Raw genomic sequence first — 23,272 nt, 5'->3', positions numbered from 1 at the left:
CTATGGGGAGTCGCCTCTCTATTTCATGGCAAAGTCGCGGCTGGTGTAGTGGACAACGTCCTGTCAAAACAGTCCCTGCAAAAGCTGATCCAAAATCATCTACGTTTGGGCTACGGCAGCTATGACCTGTGGCAGATGGCCTTTGATGGCGAAGGATAGATGAAAGAGCAGTTCAGTTATCAGCTCAACCTTACTCAGTAAGCCAGTAATACCTGAGTAAACCAGGGTTCCCTTGCTAGCCTATATCTGTGCCTCTTTGCTTTCAGGCGTCATGGTGGTGGTTAGCAGCGCCATTGTATTTGTCAGACTGATGCTCCCACATCTGGCGAGGCGGTTTATCGTGGCCCAACAACGGCAACCTTTACTAGTGGCAGCACTACTAGGCGGGCTGTTTCTGCTATGGATTGACATGGCCGCGCATACCTTATTCACATCCGACGATCTTCCTATTGGTATCGCAACGGCTGTTCTGGGCGGCGGTTCTTTCTTATATTGAGGCAGAAACGGTGAATCCAGAAAACATGAAGCCTTTGCTCGAAAGGGAATACATGACACCTACATGTTACTCGATGAAACAGGACGTTTTTCCCGACTAGGGACAGTGAATTAGCTAATCAACCCCATCAAGCGCATATAGACGCTAGCTATTTGATTGGTTACGTCATCTCATAACATTTATGAGTGGGTGCTTTATGTCAGATCTACGCGTCCCTGTCACGGTGCTGACCGGCTTTCTGGGTTCAGGTAAAACGACGTTGCTCAATCACATCCTTAGCAAGCAGCATGGTATGCGTATTGCTGTGATTGAAAATGAGTTTGGCGAGATCGGCATTGATGACGCCTTGGTGGTGAATGCCGACGAAGAAGTCTTTGAGATGAATAACGGTTGTATCTGCTGCACGGTACGGGGTGACCTCATCCGGATCCTGGGCAACCTGATGAACCGGCGTGACAAGTTCGATCATATTCTGGTGGAGACCACGGGCATGGCCGATCCCGGCCCGGTGGCACAAACGTTCTTTGTCGATGACGAAATCCGAGCGCAGCTCCAGCTGGACGGCATTATTACCGTGGTCGATGCTCACCATGTCTGGTTGCACCTGGAGGACAGCAGTGAGGTACGAGAGCAGATTGCCTTTGCCGATGTCATCCTGCTGAACAAGACGGATCTGGTCGAGCCCGCCAGGCTGGACGAGCTGGAAACACGAATCCGCAAGATGAATTCGTTGGCTCGTATCCATCGGACCGTCAATGCCGAAGTCGACATTCCTACTGTCATGAACGTGGGCGGCTTTGATCTGGAACGGGTGTTGGACCAACGGCCAGACTTTCTACAGAAGGAATATCCGTTTGAGTGGGCTGGAATCTGGCATTTGCCGGCAGGCATTACCGAGCTCCGTTATGGGGCAGGCCCCGATCCGTTTATTGGCGCGCTGCTGATGCCTGTCAATGGCGACAGTGAGGGTGATCTGGACAGGGCTGTTGTTATCGCCGAAGGAGCCTTTGATCGAGAGGCCAAAAAGATCCGTGCAGGTACCAAGCTGATGCCTGGTCGTCAGGCCGTCAATTTGAAAGTGCCGGAAGACGATGCAGAGCAGACGGTTAATCTGCTGATTCCGGCGGCGGGATACTATGCTCTGGTAACTGAGCATGGGCCCGAAGAGTTTGGGCTGCGACTGGAGCAGTCAGGCGTTCGCCTTGAGCCGAGCAGTCAACGCGAGTTTGCCGCGTCCCATAGCCATGATGAAGAAATCAGCTCTGTTGGCATTACCTTGGAAGGGGCGCTGTTGGAGGCAAAGGTCAATCAATGGCTAGGTCCGCTACTGGCTCGGAAGGGGCAGGACATCCTGCGAACCAAAGGCATTCTAAACATTGCACAGGAGAATCGCCGATTCGTCTTCCAAGCCGTTCATATGTTGCTTGATGGCGGCCCGGATCGGTTGTGGCAGCCCAATGAGAAACGCCAGAGCGAAATCGTATTCATTGGCCGTAATCTGGACCGCGAAGAGCTGATAGCAGGACTGAAAGGTTGCCTGGCATGAGCGACTCCACAGCGGTACAACGCCTGCAGAGCCTCTGGCAAGTGGAGGGTGGCGAGCACATCAACACGCTGGTCTGGTCGCCAGACAATACCCGGCTGGCGACGGCCTATGCAGACGGTTCGGTTGCGGTGTATGACACGGCTAATGGTCGCGAAGTATGGCGTCATGCGGTGCATGGGCTGGCGACCAGTGCATTAGCGTGGTCACCTGACGGTAACCTTTTGGCCAGTGGTGGGCAGCAGGGCGGTATTATCCTGTGGGAACCCGATACGGGCAGTAAAGTACATCAGCTGGATAGCGGACGTAGTTGGGTTGAATTCTTATGCTGGTCAGCCGAGGGCGGATTGGCTTCAGCAGCTGGCCGGCAGATCCAGCTCTGGACCGCCGAAGGCCAGCTGAAGCAAAGCTTTGGACAGACCGCCAGTACGGTCACAGGGTTGTTATGGCTGGCTGATGCTACCCTGCTCAGCAGCTGCTATGGGCTGGTCAACCAATGGTCTGCGGAGCGTGAGCAGCCCCTGCGGCACTTCCCCTGGAAAGACTCTCTGCTGAGTCTCTCGGTCAGTCCAGATCAGCGGTTCATTGCCGCCGGATGCCAGGACAATGCTATTCACCTGTGGTATCTGAAAAGCGGCGAAGATTTTCGCATGAGTGGGTACCCATCCAAGGTCAGGCATTTTGATTGGAGTGCTGACAGCCGCTACTTCGCAACAGGCGGTGCAGCTTCTCTGATTATCTGGGATTGTTCAGGTAAAGGGCCACAAAGCAGCAAGCCGGTAGTACTGCCCGTACATACCAAACCCATCAGCTCTATTGTGTTCAGCCATGCAGACAGCCGCCTAGCCTCCGGTGGAGACGATGGTCTCACAGTTATTTTTGATCTGGCCCGTGGTCAACCATTGGCAGGCTTGCTGGATGAGGCGGGTGTAAGCTCCATGGCCTGGAGCGAAGATGATCAGGTCCTGGCGATTGGCTACAGTTCCGGCCGCTTGCGGTTGTGTCCGGTGCCTGTGAAGCCTTGAACTTAGCAGTGCGGTACGCCAGGGCGTGCCGCACTGCGTCGGCGGAATTACAGAATTGTCGGGTTCGGTATGTCTCCGTACACCTTTTGGGGATCAAACGTCTTAGTCGACTCGGTAAAGCCCAATGTATGAAGCAGTTATTTGTGAGAGTGGATAGGCAGAGTTGACCGTTATACCCAGAAAAGACAAAGCCGCCCCCTGGGTCAGGGGCGGCTTTGTTTGATCATCGAGCCGCTGTGTTTTCAGACTGAGCGTCTTGTCACGAGATGGAGATAAAAACAACCGGCGGGCTCTTCAGACAGGGGAGGCGTCCCCTGTAGTCAAGCAAGGCGTATCAGGCGACTACCGTCGTGCTTTCCCGCTTGTCCCACTCTTCTTCAACTTCACAGAAACAGACATCGGCTGCAGCATGCAGACGGTCCAGTTGGGCTTCGGTCAGATTATGCAGGGGAAGCGTTTCAAGCAGCTGGATAAGCGTATCAAATTGGGTAACGTCCATCATGTCCTCGTGGGATAATCAGATCGATATGGCGTATTACCTCCTGTCAGTACGCGCGAGGCCTTCTCACAGGAGATCTGTCAATTTCAATGAGTAATTCGACTTCACAGGGCCAAGACATATCGTGTGGACTGCCGGCCGCCGTGCGCACATGGACTGCCTGATAACGACTTTAGCCGCTACCGGTTCGAGTTCCATGGGTTAGGGGCGCGCATTCTAATGATGACCGCTCGTTCCCTCTAGGGGGTTCTGCCCAATGGCACGCAAATATTTCCGTAATATTGCATTGACGTGTAAAAAAATCTTTTGCTGGCATGGACTTAGCTGACCCAAAAAAAATTAAATTTTTTTGGGTTGCTTTTTACGTTATTGGACGAACTGTATACATTCAGCTCCAGACCAAGCTCCATAGAGCCTGGTACGGCCCAACACGCAGTCTGCAAACAGTCACCCGCAGAGCCCTTTTATGCGAGAAAACGCTGTGTGGCTTATGTTGTCAGCTGGTTGAACTGGCCCACTGCATCAACTACACGCTGGGCACCGTCCTGGATATCAACGATGACCACACCGGCTTCAGAGGCCAGCGCCAGACCCTGTTCTGCTTGGTTCTTGCCTTCAGACATGCGGGAGACGGCTTCCTGAGCCAGTGCCTGGTTCTCTTGGACGACGCCAACGATTTCTTCGGTTGCTTTGCTCGTTCGGGCTGCCAGCTGACGCACTTCATCGGCCACTACCGCGAATCCACGGCCCTGCTCACCTGCGCGGGCGGCTTCAATAGCCGCGTTGAGTGCCAGCAGGTTGGTCTGCTCGGCAATGCCACTGATGGTCTTGACGATTGAGCCGATTACGAGCGACTGCTTATCCAATGCCTCAATGCCTTCAGCAGCATGTTCCATCTGCCTGGACAGCTGCTGCATGATACCGATGGTCTGGTTGACTACGCCTGCGCCCTTCTTGGCTGCAGCATCGGTTTGTTGCGACGTACCGTAGGCGATACCGGCTGCCTCGATGACAGCGTTTTCACGATTGACCTGATCTGTGACGACCGTTGCGAACTTCACGATCTTGCACAACTTGTCTTCGGCATTGAGGATGGGGTTGTAGGAGGCCTCAAGCCAGACGACATGACCATATCGGTCCACGCGCTTGAAGCGACCGTTGACGAACTCGCTGCGATTGAGCTTGGCCCAGAAATCCTGATACTCAGACGAATTGTATTCGGCAGGCTCGCAGAACAGGCGGTGATGCTTGCCCTTGACCTGATCCAGCGTATAACCCATGGCACTGAGGAAGCGGTCGTTGGCGGTAATCACTTCGCCGTTCAGGTTGAACTCGATGACGGCGGTAGAGCGTAACAGTGCTTTTATCAGGCTTTCATGCTCGCGGGAGGTCTCGATCGTACGGGTCAGGTTGTTGGCATAGATGTAAAAGTGATCAACCTGACCCGAGGCGTTGCGTATCGGTTGCCATAGGCAGCGTAGCCAGGCCTCCTTACCGTCTGCCCTGAGCAGACGAACAACGCCACTGAAATGCTCACCTTTCTGTAGCGCAACCTTCATCCGGCGATAGATATCGGTTTGCTTGATATGCACCGGAACCAGCTCATCAATATTGCGGCCGACGATCTCATGGCTCTTGTAGAGCATTTCAAGCATGAATTGATCGTTGACCTGTTCAATCACGCCTCGTGAATTCAGGGTGAAGCCGATCATCGATGTGTCGAGGCTTTGTTTAACCTGTTGTACAACCGAGAGGCTTTCCCGCAGGGCGGCCAGTTCCTGTTTGAGGCGTTTGAAGAACATGATTGATCCTTGGATGAGTGGCCAGAAGTGGAGGCTTAGTTCATTTATCGGCGCCCACAGGATTTAATGAAAGGCAGACGATCATTAAATATTTATGGCAGACCAGCGGCAGGATTTGACTGCTGGTCTGCCACACCTGGCAATCACTCCCTTCAGGTGCTGGCCAGCTCCGCCGCACGGACTACGTCTCGAGCCGGCAAGGGTTTAGCGAACAGATAGCCCTGATAGGTGGTGCAACCATTTTCGGCCAGCAGCTGGCGCTGTGCTTCACTTTCCACACCCTCTGCTACGATATCGAGGCCAAAGGTCGTAGCCAGACCGGAAATGGCCTGGATGATGGCAACACTCTCCGACCCTGGCAGCCGTTGCACAAAGCTCTGGTCGATCTTGACCTGATCGATGGGCAGCTTCTGCAGATAGTTGAGTGATGAGTACCCGGTACCGAAGTCATCCAGGGCGAAGCGAACACCTTGTCCTCTGAGTGTTTCGATATGCGAACAGGCCTGGTCGAGGTCCAGTATCAGAGTTGCCTCAGTCAGCTCGATTTTGATCAGGGCAGGGTCGATATGCTTGTGTTTCAAGACGTCCATGACCTCAGTGGCAAAACTGGATTGCCGTAGATGGGACGCGCAGACATTGACCGAAACCGGTAGGTGGGCGAGAGAAGGCTCTTTTGACCAGGCAAGCAACTGCGAGCACACCTCATCGAGCAGCCAACGGTCCAGTTCGGTAAGTAATCCTGTGTTGCTTGCGACTTCCAGAAAGGCGGCAGGGCCTACCAGGCCCCAATCCGGATGCTGCCAGCGCAGAAGCGCTTCAAGGCCGATAAGCCCTTTCTGATCGCTCCACTGAAGCTGATAGTAAACGCGGAATTCATTGTCGAGCAGCCCTTGCCGGATCTGTTGCTCCAGTTGCAGGCGGGCAGCAATGCTGCTTTGCATGCTCGGATCATAAAAGCGAATGGCATTCTTGCCGTGGCTCTTGGCTGAATACATGGAGATGTCGGCCTGCTGAAGCAAGTCGTGGCTTGCACTTCTGCTGTCAAACAACACAATGCCTACGCTACCGCTAATGGTCTGATTACCTTGTTCGAATTCGAAAGGACGCTCTAGGGCCGCCAGCACCTGCTGGCCGATGTGACTTGCCTGGTGCGCGGCAGCTTGTTCGTCTTCCGACAAGCCTTCCAGCAGGATGACAAATTCGTCTCCTCCCAGACGAGCCACGGTATCGGTTGCCCGCACGATCTGTTTCAGACGGTGTGCTGCTTCCTTGAGGACGGTATCGCCGGCATCGTGGCCATACAGATCATTGATGTTTTTGAAGTTATCCAGATCGATGAATAGCAGGGCGCCGCTATGTCCGTGTCGCTGGCAGGCAAGTTGGGCCGTTTTGAGCCGCTCCAGGAAAAAGCGCCGATTGGGAAGTTCGGTCAGGGTGTCGTAAAACGCCAGCCGACGGATTTGCTCTTCGTACTCATGCCTGGCCGTGACATCACGAGTTACTATGACGATCGCCTGCTTATGTTCTGCATCCGAAGCGATCGCCTGGGCCTTGCCCTCGAAATAGCGCTCCCCCGCAGGAGAGCTGAGCTGGTATTCCACGGTGAGAGGTGTCGGGCTTTTCAGGACCTTTCTGACCCAGGTGGTCAGGTAGTTCGCCTGGGTATAAGGCAGCACATCCTGCAATCGCTGGCCCACCTTCGCCAAGTGCTCATTGATCTTCTTGGCATCATGGGAGGACGAGACGACCTCCTGAAAGCGACCGTCCTGATCGATAACCAGCAGGATGTCAGGAATCGCCTGGGTAATGGCGCTCAGCCGGGCTTCGCTTCGCGCCAGAGCCTGTTCAGCCTGGTTACGTTTCTCCTGGTCACGAAACAGAAGCCAGACGAGCAGGCCTGTAGGGGGCATCGTCAGCATCATGGCCAGCATGGTACGTTGAGCCGCTTGGCCGAAAGGGCCATATACGAGGGTAAGCGCGAGCAGGGCGAGGGCATGTACCGCACCGCCCAGCAACAGTACCTGAAGAGGGCCTTGTCTGATCCAGCCTCGGTGGTAGGCCATGCGATAAGCGAGACCTAACGCCACCGCCATGAAGGCATTCAATACGCCGGGGTAGGCCCCTACGCCGCCTAGCCAGAACCGATACAGTGCCGTCATTGCTGCTGCAATACTGGCAACCAGGGGGCCTGCCATCAGGGCGGTCACCGACAGTATGGCCAGCCGCGCATCTACAAAGATCCCGAGGCCAATCGGTACGGGATGTATCATGACGGCAATACAGATCAGGCCCGTTGCACATCCAACAATCAGTTCCGATGACAGTACCTTGTGTGGCCAGGTACGCCAGAGGTAGTCCCGTAGCCAGCAGAGCGCCAGAAGTAGAGCAGCATTAGAAAGAAAATCCACAAACATGGCGACCTTGGTCTCCTTCGCCTAGGCGCAATTCCGTACTGGCATTCAGATAGACGTCTGAGTCAAAATTGCTAGATAAATGCGGCCCAATCGTCGGATAACAGCGATCTGAGCCCGTTATTCGGGACGTTTGTCAATGGCAAGCGCTGAAATAGAACAGCGCAGCGGTTTGAGTACAGGTTTAACAGGAATGTTCATTGCAGCAGGGATGTTGATCGTAGCGCTTGTGCTAGGGCACATGGGGCGCAGCTATAAGGCGACACGTACTGTTCGCCTTGATCGGCCTCTGGCCTATATCGGACTGTTTGCCTTCGTTCTTGCAGGCGCTGTCGTGTTCTTTGGCTAATGTCCGCCAATTTCCTACCGACACCATCAGGCTCGACATGCCTATCGTCAAGCGGCTGGCAATGTCCCTTATTTGAGCAGCCTCGCATCTATCGTTTTGCCATGTCATGCCCAGGGCAAGTTGGTCCTGGCCGAGGATGTCGACACGGAGGAAAAGCTCAACGCTGTCATTCAGGGTTAACTTGTGTCACCGCCATTACTGTTAAATGAACTCGCCGCCTGGCATTACAGGCGCGATGTACTGCTCTATTACGTATAGGGCTCTTCCGTAGCGCCCTGTATCTGCTGGGCGCAGTATCTTCTCGCTTCCTCTCAGCCCTAAGTGTTAGCGACTTCTCCCTTTATGCATCGCCTTGATGGCTTTCATTGCGCCCTATTGAACTCTTTTAGATCCTGGAGTCCGACTGTTGGCGTAAAAAACCTGTCAAGTCAATTTAAGTTTTTTGTATGTACAAATGTAACCATTTGATGCTGTAAGTTGATCGGTTGCGTTCGCGCTTTTGAGCAGTGACTTCAGTAGCAAGTGTGTCCACACGGCGTGAGCGCGGCAGGTTATTGGTGTTTCAGAGTGGTGCAATCAAGGATTGCGTATTGGTTGTGTAGCCGCATCAGGCGGCACGTCATGTCCAGGTAATAGGACGGGTAGTCAATGAAGAAAGTAAGTACAAATACGTTGTACTGTGGTTTATTGGGGTTGGCGTTTGTGCTGCATTTCGGGCTGCTTGAGCAGAATCCCCAGAACCCTATTGGTATCAAATACCTGACAGAGCTTTATCTGGCCGCCTGTTTGGGTTTCAGCGCCATGTTTCTAGTAGGAACCGTTGGAGCTGAACGAAAAGATTACAGTGTTGCGTTCCTGTTCTGTCTGTTTTCGGCTTTTACCTTTACCTTCCTCCCGGCGTTGTTTGCCGAGCTCTTTTATGGTCAGCCGCTAGTCTATGGGGTAATCGAAGAACGCAGGGTGCTGCTCTGCTTTAGTGTCATTCCCTTGTTGTACCTGGCCAAACATGTATCGGCGGCACAGTTTGAAAATTGCATTCTGATCGTGGCGCTAGGGGCTGTTGTCCTGTCCTGGCTGTGCTATTTCGAGGTATTGCCAGATCTGCGAGATGGGATGGACCTGGACCTCAGCCGACCGGGCCGCGCCTCGACCGGGGCATTTGCCCTGATCATTGGCTACTGCCTGAGCATCTACTTCTGGGGCAAAGGAAAATCACCTATCGACGGCAGCCCTCGCTCCAGTCTTCGCTATGGACTGTTGGCGCTCGTTTACCTTGCGACACTGGTGTTCGTCACACAGACCCGGCAGGTCATTCTCTTGTGCATCATCTTTACGTTCCTGTGCCTGCGGGTTAAGTCTGTGAAGCTGGCGGTGATTGGCGGCTTGCTCGTTTCCCCCTTCGTTATCGATCCTGACCTGCTCGAGCTTTTCGGGGTTAATATCGATTTCTACATGCAATCTGCCCAGAACGGCGCTACGGATAATGTGCGCGAGGCTACCATCGCCCAGATTATGGATCATCTGCATGAGTACAACTGGGTACCCAGCGGTAGTCTGAGCCTGATGTGGAATGATGGTTTCAAGCACTACTTCAGTTACTACTTCTTCCTTTCGGATGTAGGTGTGATCGGTACGCTGTTCCGCTTTGGTTTTCTAACCATCGCGATCATTCCGGTCAGCTTCCTGGTGTATTTCAAAGTGGCCAAGCGGCTGAATCCCAGTCTGGATTTTACCTTGGCTGTATTCCTGGCCCATCTTTCTATCTGGCCTTTGCAAGGTATCTTCGAATATCAGGAGGGTATGACTGCCTTGTTATTTGTTTTCCAGGCACTTAAAACGTTTCATAGCCAGATGCCCAACGAATCGCTGTCCAATCATCCCGAGCGGGAGCCTTATCAGTTAGCCTGAACCGCATCTGACATTAAAACGGCCCGTGGAGGGCCGTTTTTTTACCTACCAGCCTGCGTGTCCCGAGCTGGAAACATCAGGCAATGCGTGCATGAATGCATGAAAAAGATAAACCTAAAGGTACTAGCCGTTCAGTCTATTGTTGTCATGCCGTCACCTCTGCTGCTCCATTTATCCAGTAGCGCTCACTGCTGATTACGATGGTGGCTGCGCGCCATTATACTTGTTGCAATACATCAGGTAGTGCAAGCAGAGCGGCAGTGTTCAGTTATATCGAGTGGAAACGTTTTCGTTCCTTGTAGTCGAAGTGTCATCTAGACATCAGCTGGCAGTTCGACTGGGTAGGGGCAGACATCCATGATCTTGACCGAATTCGATTGCTATCAACTGCAAAACCGGCTGGACAATATTTGCGGTGCCCGACTGCCGGCCGCCAATATCGATAGCTTCTACTTCTTTCTGGACGCTTTGCGTACCGCCCGGAATGTATCTGAGCTGGAGCTGGCCGCTGCCAAGATTGACGGTTTCATGATTGCGCTGGAAGGGGCCGGGCTTGTCAGTGGAACATCCGCCATGTTGATCGGCGGTTTTGTTTCTCGGGTACAGGCACACCGTTTGGAAAGGTTGGGTGTTGAATGAGCCGCCGTTAAGTAGCTGGCTGGTAACCGGCTCATTATGGAGCCAGATAGTGACAAGCCACTCGTAGGGCTGACGATCTGCTTTATTCTTGATGATGTATGACAGGTTCTTCGATGGGCGCTTTGCTTTTTGTATTACACGCTTGCCTTCGAAGGCTGTCCTGTTCAGCAGGTATTACGTCGCTCGCCGTGGTGCTGATCGCTTGCTCCACGTTGGCAGCAGAAGCACCTGCTGCACCAGGACGCGTATTGGTTCTGGATAACCAGGATAACTATCCTGCAGGCTACCAGACGGACTATCTGTTGCACCCCTTCGCCGAGACATTCGAGGCTATTCGCTACGCTGTACCTGATAGCGCGTGGCAGCCGAACGCAAAGGCATTAATCAGCCTTGGGTATCAGCAGGACGGTAGCTGGATCCGATTAAGGCTGGAAAACCCCTCGTCCGAGGTTCGCCGATGGTTACTGGTGGCCGAAACCCCTCTGATTGATCAGCTTGAGCTGCGCCTGTTCGATCCTGTTCTGGAGCGGTGGTCTTCAGTCGAATCGCTTGGTAATCGCATACCCTTGAGTAGGCAAGCCACCCGCGGCCCTTATCCGGTCGCTACGCTTGACTTGCCGCCCAATCAGGCCATGGTTCTGTACGGTCGCATGCGTGCGAGCCAGCCGCTGACTATTCCGATGGAGATCATGTCTCCTGCCGCGTATGAACGCATCTACACGCAAACAGCCCTGAGCCTGAGCGCCTTTCTGGGCGCAGCAGTAATCATGCTGGCTTACAACCTATCACTCTATGTCTTCATACGGGACCGGGCCTATCTCTGGTATAGCGGTTATCTGGCCGGTGCCATCTTCTATATGGTCTGTGCGACCGGCTTTGGACGGTTGTATCTGTGGCCTGAATGGACCGAACTGGCAGTGCGTGCCACCGTTCTGTCCATTTCGCTTTGCATGGCCGGTGCCGCCCAGTTCATCAAGCACTTTCTTCAGTTATCCAGCCACAGCCGCTTCTTTTCAGTCTTGTGTAAAAGCTTCCTGATCTATTGGCTTGGCGCCTCGCTGATTATCGCGATCGACCCTGCGCTCATTCCGTTTCTCGGTATCGATGTCATGGTCTTTCTCAGCTGCCTCACGGGGCTATGGGTTGGCCTTGTCTTGTGGTGGCGAGGCCATGTATCGGCCCGTTATTTCACCATCGCCTGGGTAGTGCTCAATCTAGCCACCTTATATATGACGCTGGTCATGTCCGGCTTGAGCAAAGGGTGGGTCAATCCGTTGTATGTCCAGATGCTTGGGTTCGCGCTTGAGTTCCTGTTGCTGTCGATGGCCTTGGCCGAGCGGATAAACCGTGAGCGTGCAGCACGAATACAGGCAAAGCAGGAGGCCATAAGAACCAGCGAGCATCTGGCACGAGAGCGGTTGGCAACCTTGCAGGCACAAGAGAAACTATTGATTTTTCAGCAGGAAACCAACGAAGCACTCGAGCGGCGAGTGAAGGAGCGGACTCTGGCCCTGGAGGAGGCAAACCTTCAGCTGTCACGCCTGAGCCGACTGGATGCCCTGACCCAGTTACAGAACCGAAGTGCTTTTGAAGAAAACTTTACCGCCTCGCTTGCACAGGCCCTGGCAACTGGGCAAATGCTGAGTGTTGTCATGATCGATATCGATCACTTCAAGCAAATTAACGATACCTATGGTCATTCGACAGGTGACGAGTGTCTGGTCAAGGTTGGGCAGGTATTGCTGAATCATACCCAGGAGGCAGGCGATCATGCAGCGCGTTTTGGTGGAGAAGAGTTCATTCTACTCTTCATGAATCGCACCCCGACTGAAATGGCGACGCTTGTTGAACGTATTCGACTCGACATGGCCTCCCTCGGCATCAAAACGGACAGCGGAACGCTGCGTTTTACAGTAAGTATTGGCGTTGAATGCCGCTCTCCTCGACCAGACTATACGCGTGTCGACTATTCCAGAGCGGCTGACACAGCGCTTTACCAGGCCAAGGCCGCAGGACGTAACCAGTCCTGTTTTGCCATTACTGTCCATTAGTCAGTACAGCTCTCCTGTAACAGGCCAGCCTGCAAGAGACTGGCCTGCGGTATGCGCGATCAGTAGATGACCAAGCGCTTACCAGCCGCGTACATCGGGAGCCAGCTTACCGACGGCCTGGTGAGCCGCCTGGTGCAGCTCCGGTGCGGATGTCTTATCCGACGCGAGGATATTGGCCTCTTCTGCGCTGGGCTGAAGAGGCTTCTGACGGAATAGCAAGGTGTAGAAGGAGGCGGCGCAGGCATACCCGCCTGAGAAAGAGGCATGGCGCCCGTCAGCAATGTACAGCTTGGCCACTGAATCGCTTGCAAACGTACCCTTCCAGGACTCACCGCAAGGGGAGAGCTGGGCGCCCATCTTGCGCGCCAGGCTCACGTACTCTTTATAGATTTGTGGTTGCTTACCCTGTTGATTCTCGTTGGCCCAGGTTTCGAACAGAATCGGCTTGGCATGATGGGCACGGATCAGATCGTTGAATTTCAGCGCATATTCTTCCAGCCGTTCTGGCTGAAGCAATGGCCGAGCGGCGTGCTCCTGCAGGACAACATAGTCATAGGTGTTGTTTGCCAGCTTGCTTTGTACCGCTCCACTGTTCCAGTGCTGCTCAAGGGTATATGAGGGTTTGGCAATCGAGTCCGCCTCGATGGTGCAAGACGATGATGCGCTGTCGTGGGCGCGTGACGCCATTCCCATCAGGGTGGTCGTTAAACTGTTCGCATAGGTGTAGCTGTTACCAACGAACAACATGCGAATGGTGCACGAAGAAGCCTCAGAACTCTGAGCAGCAGCGGCGTAATGTGCGCTGGCGATGCATCCAGCAAAGAGTGTGGCAAGCTTCAGGGAACGGGTGAACAAGACCCTATCCTCCATATATTTATGAGAGTTAAACAACAGGTGTGGGCTGCAAACGGCATCCTGGTGCGTTTGCGGGGGCGCATTGTGCGAGGAGGAGGCGGTATTTATAAGGAGTGACTGTGCGGGGAGTCACGTACTGCTATTTGGAACAAGCGAAACGGCGAACGTGTGCAAAGTTCAGGGAAATAAAATCTCCCAAGATTTCGATGATGATGGCTATTTAATAGCTAAATAATAGCTAAAATCAAGAATAAATAGTCTTATTTGCCTGATAAGAGCAATTTTTTAAGAGCGAGGCTTAGCTCGCTTGTGAGCCCTGCTGAGGCTCAACGACATCCTCATCGATATACCGGCCAGCTTTTTCCTGTTCCAGAAATGCCGCGTACTGATCCTCCGTGATCAGGTTTTCCAGCAGCAGTTGCCAGGCATAGGATTCAGCCGCCTTCTTGTTCCAGCGAATCTCTCCCAAGCTGTCCGGGTTTTTGATGCAGCGGATATAACGCTTCCAGTACGCGTCCATGGTAACTCCTGCTTCCTGCTCATGAGTAAGGGCGCGCGTGGTATATCACAACTGATGGATTTGTGAAGCGGTACGTATAAGAAGTGTCCAACTTTCTGCTTGACAGAGGCGGCCATGCTCGCCTCAGGCCAGCAAACGAGCGGGTCAGGAATCAAGGTTCAGCTGGCGACCACTGTGTCCGGGTTTTTCAAGTACATCGGCGACCTCGGCGGCGAGATGGAGAAGCTCATAATCTTCTTCGAGACTGGTCGAGTCGTCGGCTTCCCGTTCATCCAGAATGGGACAGTTGACCAGCGTCCAGTGAAGCGGGCTGGTATCGAGCCGCTCGTGAATCTTCTGGCAGACACGTCGCCAGCGAGGGTCAACATCTTCATCTTCCAGCGCAGCGAAATCACCTACTAGCATGAGCTGGGATACCTTGCCTTTGCGTAGGCCGCTGATGAGTGCAGCCACAGCATCGATCAGGTAGTTGGGATCTTCGACCTCAATTACTACGCGAGGCGGTTCCAGTACCGCGACGACTGCCTTCATTCCCGCCACCCCCTGGCTGACCTTATAGGCGCTGAACATATGGCCAGGAGTCGATTGGGGATAGGGGCGGGGCGGTAATGCCTTGAGATCCGCCTGTAGCGGCACGGCTTCATGTTCGCGATTAAGCAACTCGTTGATCAACGCCTGGCCCAGCGGGCTCTGCGCGCCGTAGACCGCGACCTTGAGCGCTCGTGCTGCTGCATACGTCATGAGAACCTCGCCTCTGTCAATCCTAGATGACTGACCGGACGGAGCGCCCAAGGTTCTGCCGCGACCGTACCGGCCATCCCACTGCTTAGGCTACATCGGCCGAATTGTCATAGGCTTTATGAAAACAGTAGGACAATCCTCGTCGCTCTGTAGAAAAATATTATCGCGCCGCTGAAGACCGCACGTGACTGGCCGATAGCCTCTATAGCCAAACAGAAATCTGTTAGCCAGACCTTATATATCCCCACCTTCAGTAGGGCCGAGTCGTATGCTCAGTAGAATAAAGTTCAGCCACAAGGTCCTGGCAACGGCCTCGGTAGTGCTGATTGCTGCCTTCTCGTTGTTCATGACGTACAACGATTATCTGCAACGTACGGCAATCACCCGGGACCTGACCGTTCGCCTCAATGAACTGGGCACCAGTGCCTCCAGCAATATTGCTAACTGGGTAAGTGGGCGTATCACGCTGCTTGAAGGAGAGGCGCAGGCGGTACAGCGTGATCTTGCCCCTCAGGCATTCACTGCAGTGCTGGAGCAGAAAGCATATACCTCAAGCTTTGACTTGACCTATCTGGGGCAGGCGGACGGTACGTTTACGGTTCGACCCTCTATCAGTATGCCTGCCGGCTATGACCCGAGAACACGCCCCTGGTATCAGGGCGCCCAAACCAAAGCTGGTTCGATTCTGACCGAGCCTTATGTAGATGCCGCTTCGGGCGGATTGATCATGAGCCTTGCCACACCCGTCATGCACGAGGGGCAACTGGCGGGTGTTCTGGGAGGCGATCTGAGTCTGCAGACGATGGTGGGTATCGTCAATTCGCTCGACCTGGGCGGTATCGGTCATGCGATTCTGGTGAATAGCGAAGGCAAGGTACTGGTCAGTCCCAGAAAAGAGGAGGTGATGAAAAGCCTCGCTGAGCTGTTTCCCGCCGGTGCGCCTGTACTGGATGGTGCGCTCAAGCGGGTCGAGCTGGACGGCAAGTCTCAGCTTATGGTCTTCAAGCCGGTCACCGGTCTGCCATCGGTCAACTGGTATCTGGGCCTGATGGTTGACGAAGAGAAAGCCTACGCCCCGCTCAAGGAGTTCAGAACCTCGGCCGTGCTGGCCATGGTGATTGGCGTTGTGCTGATCATGCTGCTCCTGGGTGTGCTGATCCGTGTGCTGATGCGTCCGCTCACGACCATGAGCCAGGCAATGCAGGACATCGCACAAGGAGAGGGCGACCTGACCCGGCGTCTGGCCATCAATAGCCAGGACGAGTTTGGTGTGCTGGCCGCTGCCTTCAACCGCTTTGTCGAGCGTATCCATGGCTCGATCAGCGAAGTATCGGCCAGTACCCGCCAGCTCAACGAGGTCTCCCGTCAGGTGCTGGCGGCCTCCAACTCCTCGCTACACAACTCGGACAATCAGGCCGGACGTACCGGAAGCGTGGCGGCAGCCATCAACCAGCTGGGCGCTGCTACACAGGAGATCGCCCGCAACGCTGCCGATGCGTCCGTACAGGCTACCAGTGCCCGGCAGCAGGCCGAGGAGGGTCGCCGCGTACTGGGCCAGACCCTGACGGCAATGGAAACCCTGTCCACCAACATCAGCGCCTCCTGCGGCCGTATCGATGAGCTGAACCAGAAGACCACCCGCATCGGACATATCCTGGAAGTGATCCAGGGCATTTCCGAGCAGACCAACCTGCTGGCGCTCAACGCTGCGATCGAAGCTGCACGGGCAGGCGATGCCGGGCGTGGTTTTGCGGTGGTAGCGGACGAGGTGCGTGGTCTGGCATATCGTACCCAGAGTTCGGCCCGAGAGATCCAGAGCATGATTCAGGAGCTGCAAACCGGGGCGAGCGAAGCGGTTTCCACCATGACCGAAAGTCAGCGCTTCAGCGAGGACAGCATGACCATCGCGCAAAAGGCCAACGAGCGGTTGGGCTCGGTAGCCGAGCGCATTACCGATATCGATGGCATGACCCAGTCGGTGGCGGCCGCTACGGAAGAGCAGAGCGCGGTGGTGGAGTCGCTTAATGTCGACATTACCGAGATCAACTCGCTCAACCAGCAGGGCGTGGAAAACCTGAACGCAACCCTGGACGCTTGCCATGCCCTGGAACAACAGGCCAATCGCCTCGATCAGCTCGTTTCAAGTTTCAGAATCTAACTTAGGAAAAGTCTCGTCATTAAAGCGAGGCTTTCTTTAGTTGTCTTGCAAAGGTGCAACCGGGTTGCTACCAATCTATGCACCTTTTTGATGCGGGTTGCACACGTTGTTACCGTTATAAGCACAATTAAAGTGCAAGCTATTTACATAGGTGAAACCATTCAGCAAGCCTATAGCAAGGAGTAAGCTTAAAAATCGTGCACATTGATGGAAGTTCGCTTCAATTTATGGCGTTTAGCAAAGGTGTTTGGTAGCTGGCTCATATATTGCTGCTGAAAGGTTTTTCCGCTTTAGGTAGCACCTATGAGCCAAGTACATAATGAAAAAAGCCTTTCACCCGCTCTAAAACCCCGCCATGTCACTATGCTTTCAATCGCTGGGGTAATCGGTGCCGGTTTATTTGTAGGATCCGGCCACGCCATTGCCGCTGCAGGTCCCGCTGTTCTGCTGGCCTATGCACTGGCAGGCACGCTTGTCGTACTGGTTATGCGCATGTTGGGCGAGATGGCAGTGGCCTCGCCGGACACGGGTTCTTTTTCTTCTTACGCGCAACGCGGCATTGGACGTTGGGCAGGGTTCACAATCGGTTGGTTGTACTGGTGGTTCTGGGTATTGGTTATCCCCCTCGAAGCCGTTGCGGCAGCATCCATTCTGAACTCCTGGTTCCCTGTAGTGGCTACGTGGCAATTTGCACTGGCTATCACTGCGCTTCTTACTGTTACCAATCTCTTTAGTGTTGCCAAATACGGTGAGTTCGAGTTCTGGTTCGCGCTGCTCAAGGTTATGGCTATTGTTGCGTTCATTGCGCTGGGTGCATTTGCCTTGGCCGGTGGACTGCCAGGACGGGAAGTCAGCGGCCTGGGACGCCTGATGGAAATGACCGGTGGGTTTATGCCTCATGGCTTTGGCGCAGTGCTAGGTGCCTTGCTTACGACAATGTTCAGCTTCATGGGCACCGAGATCGTGACCATTGCTGCGGCCGAGTCCAAGAATCCTTCCAAACAAATCAGCAAGGCGACTAACTCGGTTATCTGGCGTATTGCACTGTTCTATCTGGTGTCGATTTTCCTGGTTGTTTCCATGGTTCCGTGGAATGACCCCCAACTGCCTATCGTGGGTTCGTATCAGCGTGCGCTTGAGGTGATGTCCATCCCGCACGCCAAGCTGATCGTGGATGTTGTGGTGCTGGTGGCAGTAGCCAGTTGTCTGAACTCGGCCCTGTATACCGCCTCACGCATGCTGTTCTCGCTGAGCCGTCGTGGCGATGCGCCTGCAATGACAGGACGTGTTTCGGCAAACGGCGTCCCCCGCTCGGCTGTATTGGCCAGTACGGCCGTAGGCTTTATGAGTACCATTGCAAACTATACTATGCCTGAAGCCGTCTTTGGCTTCCTGCTGGCAACCTCCGGCGCTGTTGCCTTGCTGGTTTATCTGGTCATCGCCATTTCCCAGCTACGTCTGCGTCACAAGTTGGAAGCTCATGGCGAGGCGATCGAGTTTCGCATGTGGCTGTTCCCCTACCTGACCTGGGCAGTTATTGTTTTCATCGTTGGCGCATTGACCGTCATGCTGTTCAGCGAGGCGCACCGTATGGAAATCATGGCAACCGGCCTGCTGGCCCTGATCGTGGTCGCCATCGGTAATCTGGTGGGCAAGCGTCATGCGGCGGCCAACCGGGTACCTGCCGCTGCCGTTCAGGGGCGCTGAAGGACGATTAGAAAAAATACTTGATACAAAAAAGCCAGGATCGGAGACGGTCCTGGCTTTTTTGTATGCAGCCTGGCGTATTACCTGGCCGCTGCTCGCCGTAAGGCTAGAAGATACCGCCTCCCTGGCCTGTAAGTACATCGAAGAGCAGCTTGATGTTCAACGCAACGATCAGCAGGGCGATAAACCATGCCAGTGCCGCCACGCTACGACTAATGGCAAAACTGCCCATTAGTGTGCGATTTGATACGAACCGTACCAGCGGTATCACTGCAAATGGCAACTGCATGGATAAAACAACTTGACTCAGGACCAGCAGTTTTGCCGTGCCGCTTTCCCCGTACAGGATGGTAACCGCCACGACTGGAATGATGGCCAGCCCGCGAGTGATCAGGCGACGTGCCCAGTCTGGCAGACGCAGGTTGAGAAAGCCTTCCATGACAATCTGGCCCGCCAGGGTGGCCGTCACAGTGGAGTTGATCCCTGAAGCCAATAGCGCTACCGCAAACAGTATCGAGGCGATACCTACGCCCAGCATCGGTGATAACAGGTGGTACGCCTGATCGATTTCTTCGACGTCTGTACGACCTGCCTGATGAAAGACAGCCGCTGCTGTAATCAGAATGGCCGCATTGACGAACAGGGCCAGCATAAGGGCGATGGTACTGTCCGTTACCGCCCAACGAATACCCTGACGGCGACCTTCTTCCGTACGGGGGTAGGCACGCGTCTGCACGATGGAGGAGTGCAGATACAGATTGTGCGGCATCACGGTCGCACCGATGATACCGATGGCCAGGTAAAGGGCTTCTGGATTCATCACCACTTCTGCCTGGGGCAAAAAGCCTTGGAGAATCTCGCCCACGGCGGGTTGTGCGAGCATCATCTGAACGCCAAAGCAGGCAAAGATAATGGTCAAAAGGGCGATGACAAAGGCTTCCAGCCAGCGGAAACCACGGCGCATCAAAAGCAGAATGATGAAGACATCGGCGGCGGTAATGATGGCGCCCCAGACCAAAGGAATGCCAAACAATAGATTCAAGGCAATGGCGGTGCCAATTACCTCAGCCAGATCGCAGGCAATGATTGCTACCTCGCAGGCGATCCAGAGAAGGAAATTGACTGGCCTGGAGTATTGATGGCGGCAGGCCTGCGCAAGATCCAACCCCGATGCGATACCCAGCCGCGCTGCCAGCGACTGGAGCAGAATAGCCATGAGGTTGGACAGCAGGATTACTGACAGCAGCATATAGCCAAACTTGGAGCCGCCCGCGAGGTCGGTTGCCCAGTTGCCCGGATCCATATAGCCCACGGCTACCATGTAGCCAGGGCCGATAAAAGCCATGAGACGACGCAGCCAGTGCCCGGTTGCAGGAACAGGCACGCTGGCGTTCATTCCTCCCAGGCTGGGACGCGGTTCTTCCCTGTCACCCCAGGAAAGTGCTGCATAAGTGGCCGACTCTTTCATGTAATGAACGCTCGCAAGGATTGTACAACGTAATACATATGAAACTTAGCCTAGGCTAAGTTTCCAAGCACGGGCAATAAAACTTATCTATTTCAAGGATTGACGGTTAAACATTTTGGCGTTGCAGAGGGGATCGGTCAGAATAGGGCGGCCCTACTAGTGTGTATTGGGCGCTTGATTCATTCTGGAGAATGTGTGGTGAGCAAAGTTCGAGGAGAAGCGGTATCGATGAAACCCCTGGTAGAGGCTTCCGTACACATGGAAGGCTTTCAGCAGGTGCGTGAAGCGCATCGGCAGGAACTCATTGAGGATTACGTCGAACTGATTTCAGACCTGATCCATGCCCACGGCGAGGCGCGCCAGATTGATATCGCCACCCGGATTGGCGTCGCCCAGCCTACGGTCGCGAAAATGCTCAAGCGTCTTGCCACCTGTGGCTATGTCGTCCAAAAGCCGTACCGGGGCATCTTCCTGACGCCGGAAGGGGAAGCGCTCGCCCAAGCCAGCCGTGAACGGCACCACATTGTCGAGTCCTTCCTCCTGGCCCTGGGAGTGGATCCAAGCGTTGCCCGACGTGACGCGGAAGGTATCGAACACCATGTCAGCAGCGAAACGTTGGACGTCTTTCGCCGCTTCGTGGAAGCCAAGCACGGCTGACCTTTTATAAGGGCGTTCAACTCAAATCATGCAACGGCTTGTCCAGTGCAGGCCCAACGGTAAAGTCCGAGAATACGATTTCCAGGCCAGCGCGTTCGGGCGTGCAGCAGAACGGTCCGACTTCAACGGCGCTGGAGCCTGGAAAATAGGCCAGCCTTAGCAATGGCCACTCTTTCCCATCCAGCGAATACTGAATTCTCAAGGCGTTGTCCTTGAGGGTCGCCCTGAGCCAGAAGGTATCAGGCTCGCCCGGCAGTGCACCTACAGCCCAGTCCGAGTGGCCCAGCGTCAACACGCTGCCGATGAGGCGTTGGCCATCGCTGACCTCTACGCCCGCTTTACACCATGTGGTGTTGTTCAGACGGATCATGAGTCCTGCCTGATCATAGAGTTCGCTGAACCGACCCTCTATCTTCACCATTGCCGTAAAGTCAGCTCCCGCGGCGACATGAAACCAATGCCCGGTGTCTCGAATAAAGCCATAGTAGGTCTCGCGCCAGAAGTCGGTACGCGCATCCGTTATCACGCGCAGGTGATCATTCTCAAATGCCCAGCGGCTGGGCTCGTTCAACCATTTGCAGTGATTCCACATGATCTGGGCTCCAGGGGTCAGTGTGAAGGAGGGCTGGTACGATCGGCGTTGTCTATTGTTCTCAGCACCCGGCAGGGATTACCTACCGCCACCACATGGGCCGGGATATCTTTCGTTACGACGCTACCTGCGCCGATGACAGCGCCTTCGCCAATCGTCACACCTGGCAACACCGTAACGCCGCCGCCAATCCAGACGTTGTCGCCGATGGTAATGGGATGCGCATATTCCAGACCCTGATTTCGTCGTTCTGCATCCAGCGGATGGCCAGCCGTGTAGAGACCTACGTTGGGCGCTATGAATACGTTGCGGCCAATGCTGACCTTGGCGCAATCCAGAATTACCAGATTGACATTGGAATAGAAGTTTTCTCCCAGCTCGATGTTATAGCCGTAATCGCAATGAAAGGGCGCTTCGATGAGGACGTGCTCCCCTGTCTTGCCCAACAGCGTTTTCAAAATACGCTTTTTGCCCTCAAGGTCCCGAGGATCAAGATGGTTATAAGCATGAACCTGAACCTTGGCCTCTAGGCGCTGCTGGATAAGTTCGGCATCATTGTTGGCGTCATAGAGCAGGCCGGCAGCCGCTTTTTCGCGTTCATTCATGGCAGGCTTCCTTGATTCGACGTTCCGGATGCAATCGACTCTCCCGTACGGCAGGTGCCAGCAGGACCGTGGCCGCCACCAATACCAGCACGACCACCATGGCCATGCGTAACCCGTAAGCTTGTCCAATGAAGCCCAGCGAGGGCGGGCCAATCAGAAAGGCGAGATAGCCCACAGTTGCAACGGCCGCTACCCGCTTGGCCGACTGTTCGCCGGAGTCGCCGGCAGCAGAGATCCCTACCGGAAAACCCAGCGATGCGCCAAGCCCCCAGAAGAGTACAGAGGCCGCCGCCAAGATGGGGTTGTCAGAGAACGACACGAGGGCAATACCCAACGCACCGGACAGGGCACTGGCCCGTATGACGGCCTCTCGGCTGAATCGCTGGAGGATATAGGTTCCTGAAAAGCGCCCTATCGTCATGGCCGTGGTAAAGCCGGCATACACGAGTGCGCTGGACGCCGGATCGAAACCGTGTCCATCGACCATCAACAGCGGCAGCCAGTCAGTGGCGGAGCCTTCCGCCAGGGCAAGCGCCAGTACAATCAGACCAATCATGATCAGCGTCTTGTCTTTCCAGGGTCTGAAAGGCATGGCCGGCGGCTGCTCTGCCTTGCTTGCGGTATGTGTCTGTCCGGTACCCGGGGGGATGGCGAGGCACGCCCAGACGCAGGGAAGCAGGGTCGCCGCGCCCATGAGAATAAGGTGCCAGAAGACCGGCAGCGAAAGATGAGTCAGTCCCAGGCTGATCAGCGAGCCTGCCAATGTGCCAAGGCTGAAACAGCCATGAAGCGCGGGCAGAAGCGGTTTGCGTGTGGTGGTTTCAAGTTCGGCGCCCTCGATATTGATGGCAATGTCCGAAAGGCCCAGGCCTAGGCCGAACAGAAAAAGCCCGGCAAACACGCCCATGGCCAGCGAGGCAGTGGAGGCTCCAGCAATGGCCAGAAACCCGAAGTAGACCAATACCAGCCCGCCACCGATGACAGGTCGGGTACCCACCCGGCTTACCAGGCGGCCCGAGGCAAGCACGCCGAGCATGGCGCCCAATGACAGGCCGAACAGGATCATGCCCATCTCACTGGTCGAGGCACTCAGCAAGTCCCGGATATCGGGTGTCCGGGTTACCCATGACGCCAACAGGAGTCCGGGGATCAAAAACAGTACAAACAGAGCGGTACGTCTGCGCCGAATCGCGGGAGTCACGGATTTACTCCATCCTAGATAAAACAAAATCAGGGCTTATGTGTA

At 54.7% G+C, this 23,272-nt stretch carries 19 protein-coding genes and 3 pseudogenes; 11 read left to right on the top strand and 11 right to left on the bottom strand.

Annotated features, from left to right (window positions below; genetic code table 11):
* Positions 1–232 precede the first annotated feature (232 nt).
* From HMPREF1487_RS28560 to HMPREF1487_RS21360, 3 genes are all read left to right on the top strand, one after another.
* Entirely contained in the window at positions 233–496 is a 264-nt protein-coding gene (locus HMPREF1487_RS28560; RefSeq protein ID WP_073449493.1) for an iron chelate uptake ABC transporter family permease subunit, read from the top strand.
* Positions 497–692: 196 nt separating this feature from the next.
* A complete protein-coding gene (locus HMPREF1487_RS21365) occupies positions 693–2,042 on the top strand; it encodes a CobW family GTP-binding protein (protein ID WP_010798831.1) in 1,350 nt (449 codons plus the stop codon).
* Positions 2,039–3,064 carry a WD40 repeat domain-containing protein gene (locus HMPREF1487_RS21360; protein ID WP_010798830.1) on the top strand — a complete coding sequence of 342 codons (1,026 nt, stop codon included), beginning with the start codon at positions 2,039–2,041 and terminating at the stop codon, positions 3,062–3,064. Before HMPREF1487_RS21365 ends, HMPREF1487_RS21360 begins: the two co-directional genes overlap by 4 nt.
* A gap of 334 nt (positions 3,065–3,398) precedes the next feature.
* Here the strand turns inward: HMPREF1487_RS21360 and HMPREF1487_RS27450 are convergent, their stop codons facing one another.
* The 4 genes and pseudogenes from HMPREF1487_RS27450 to HMPREF1487_RS21350 all read right to left on the bottom strand — a co-directional run bounded on the left by HMPREF1487_RS27450 (position 3,399) and on the right by HMPREF1487_RS21350 (position 7,779).
* Positions 3,399–3,563, bottom strand: a complete 165-nt coding sequence (locus tag HMPREF1487_RS27450; RefSeq protein ID WP_010798829.1) for a hypothetical protein — start codon at positions 3,561–3,563, stop codon at positions 3,399–3,401.
* Between the two features lie 488 nt (positions 3,564–4,051).
* Positions 4,052–4,483, bottom strand: a pseudogene (locus tag HMPREF1487_RS28555) (methyl-accepting chemotaxis protein); the annotation flags it as partial.
* 108 nt (positions 4,484–4,591) lie between these two features.
* Positions 4,592–5,275: pseudogene (locus HMPREF1487_RS28550) on the bottom strand (PAS domain-containing protein); the annotation flags it as partial.
* 242 nt (positions 5,276–5,517) lie between these two features.
* Positions 5,518–7,779: a putative bifunctional diguanylate cyclase/phosphodiesterase gene (locus HMPREF1487_RS21350; protein ID WP_010798827.1), complete on the bottom strand. Its 2,262-nt coding sequence runs from the start codon at positions 7,777–7,779 to the stop codon at positions 5,518–5,520.
* A gap of 136 nt (positions 7,780–7,915) precedes the next feature.
* Between HMPREF1487_RS21350 and HMPREF1487_RS27445 the strand changes: the two genes are divergently transcribed.
* From HMPREF1487_RS27445 to HMPREF1487_RS21335, 4 genes are all read left to right on the top strand, one after another.
* The gene (locus tag HMPREF1487_RS27445) at positions 7,916–8,125 is read left to right on the top strand and encodes a hypothetical protein (protein ID WP_010798826.1); all 210 of its coding nucleotides are present in this window, start codon (positions 7,916–7,918) and stop codon (positions 8,123–8,125) included.
* 648 nt (positions 8,126–8,773) lie between these two features.
* On the top strand, positions 8,774–10,033 hold the full coding sequence (locus tag HMPREF1487_RS21345) for a hypothetical protein (protein WP_010798825.1): 1,260 nt from the start codon (positions 8,774–8,776) through the stop codon (positions 10,031–10,033).
* A gap of 357 nt (positions 10,034–10,390) precedes the next feature.
* Positions 10,391–10,672: a hypothetical protein gene (locus HMPREF1487_RS21340; RefSeq protein WP_010798824.1), complete on the top strand. Its 282-nt coding sequence runs from the start codon at positions 10,391–10,393 to the stop codon at positions 10,670–10,672.
* A 188-nt stretch (positions 10,673–10,860) separates the two neighbouring features.
* Entirely contained in the window at positions 10,861–12,723 is a 1,863-nt protein-coding gene (locus tag HMPREF1487_RS21335) for a sensor domain-containing diguanylate cyclase (RefSeq protein ID WP_167670386.1), read from the top strand.
* Positions 12,724–12,801: 78 nt separating this feature from the next.
* On the opposite strand, the gene HMPREF1487_RS21330 is transcribed toward HMPREF1487_RS21335, so the two are convergent.
* The 3 genes from HMPREF1487_RS21330 to HMPREF1487_RS21320 all read right to left on the bottom strand — a co-directional run bounded on the left by HMPREF1487_RS21330 (position 12,802) and on the right by HMPREF1487_RS21320 (position 14,839).
* The gene (locus HMPREF1487_RS21330; protein WP_010798822.1) at positions 12,802–13,578 is read right to left on the bottom strand and encodes a hypothetical protein; all 777 of its coding nucleotides are present in this window, start codon (positions 13,576–13,578) and stop codon (positions 12,802–12,804) included.
* Positions 13,579–13,876: 298 nt separating this feature from the next.
* Positions 13,877–14,098 (bottom strand): hypothetical protein, encoded by a 222-nt coding sequence (locus HMPREF1487_RS21325; protein ID WP_010798821.1) that lies wholly within the window; start codon positions 14,096–14,098, stop codon positions 13,877–13,879.
* Positions 14,099–14,242: 144 nt separating this feature from the next.
* Positions 14,243–14,839 carry an NAD(P)H-binding protein gene (locus tag HMPREF1487_RS21320; RefSeq protein WP_010798820.1) on the bottom strand — a complete coding sequence of 199 codons (597 nt, stop codon included), beginning with the start codon at positions 14,837–14,839 and terminating at the stop codon, positions 14,243–14,245.
* Positions 14,840–15,107: 268 nt separating this feature from the next.
* Between HMPREF1487_RS21320 and HMPREF1487_RS28545 the strand changes: the two are divergent.
* The 3 genes and pseudogenes from HMPREF1487_RS28545 to gabP all read left to right on the top strand — a co-directional run.
* Positions 15,108–16,139, top strand: a pseudogene (locus HMPREF1487_RS28545) (cache domain-containing protein); the annotation flags it as partial.
* Positions 16,140–16,208: 69 nt separating this feature from the next.
* Entirely contained in the window at positions 16,209–16,997 is a 789-nt protein-coding gene (locus HMPREF1487_RS28540; RefSeq protein ID WP_371106403.1) for a methyl-accepting chemotaxis protein, read from the top strand.
* A gap of 303 nt (positions 16,998–17,300) precedes the next feature.
* Positions 17,301–18,704 (top strand): GABA permease, encoded by a 1,404-nt coding sequence (gene gabP, locus HMPREF1487_RS21310; protein WP_010798818.1) that lies wholly within the window; start codon positions 17,301–17,303, stop codon positions 18,702–18,704.
* A 106-nt stretch (positions 18,705–18,810) separates the two neighbouring features.
* On the opposite strand, the gene HMPREF1487_RS21305 is transcribed toward gabP, so the two are convergent.
* Positions 18,811–20,172, bottom strand: coding sequence for an Nramp family divalent metal transporter (locus tag HMPREF1487_RS21305; RefSeq protein WP_010798816.1), 1,362 nt, complete (start codon positions 20,170–20,172; stop codon positions 18,811–18,813).
* A gap of 198 nt (positions 20,173–20,370) precedes the next feature.
* Here HMPREF1487_RS21305 and mntR point away from each other — a divergent pair, with 198 nt between their 5' ends.
* Entirely contained in the window at positions 20,371–20,829 is a 459-nt protein-coding gene (gene mntR, locus HMPREF1487_RS21300; RefSeq protein ID WP_244294457.1) for a manganese-binding transcriptional regulator MntR, read from the top strand.
* A 16-nt stretch (positions 20,830–20,845) separates the two neighbouring features.
* Here mntR and HMPREF1487_RS21295 read toward each other — a convergent pair whose 3' ends face one another.
* From HMPREF1487_RS21295 to HMPREF1487_RS21285, 3 genes are read right to left on the bottom strand one after another with little or no spacing between them, the layout of a single operon-like run.
* The gene (locus HMPREF1487_RS21295) at positions 20,846–21,421 is read right to left on the bottom strand and encodes a DUF1349 domain-containing protein (RefSeq protein ID WP_010798814.1); all 576 of its coding nucleotides are present in this window, start codon (positions 21,419–21,421) and stop codon (positions 20,846–20,848) included.
* Positions 21,422–21,438: 17 nt separating this feature from the next.
* Positions 21,439–22,026 (bottom strand): sugar O-acetyltransferase, encoded by a 588-nt coding sequence (locus HMPREF1487_RS21290; protein ID WP_010798813.1) that lies wholly within the window; start codon positions 22,024–22,026, stop codon positions 21,439–21,441.
* The gene (locus HMPREF1487_RS21285) at positions 22,019–23,227 is read right to left on the bottom strand and encodes an MFS transporter (RefSeq protein ID WP_010798812.1); all 1,209 of its coding nucleotides are present in this window, start codon (positions 23,225–23,227) and stop codon (positions 22,019–22,021) included. The genes HMPREF1487_RS21290 and HMPREF1487_RS21285 overlap by 8 nt, the downstream gene beginning before the upstream one ends.
* Positions 23,228–23,272 lie beyond the last annotated feature (45 nt).

The organism is Pseudomonas sp. HPB0071 (genome assembly GCF_000478505.2).
GTDB classification, from domain to species: Bacteria; Pseudomonadota; Gammaproteobacteria; order Pseudomonadales; family Pseudomonadaceae; genus Chryseomonas; species Chryseomonas luteola.
Note: the sequence above shows the minus strand (reverse complement) of the source record. Positions and strands in the feature narration are given on the sequence as shown.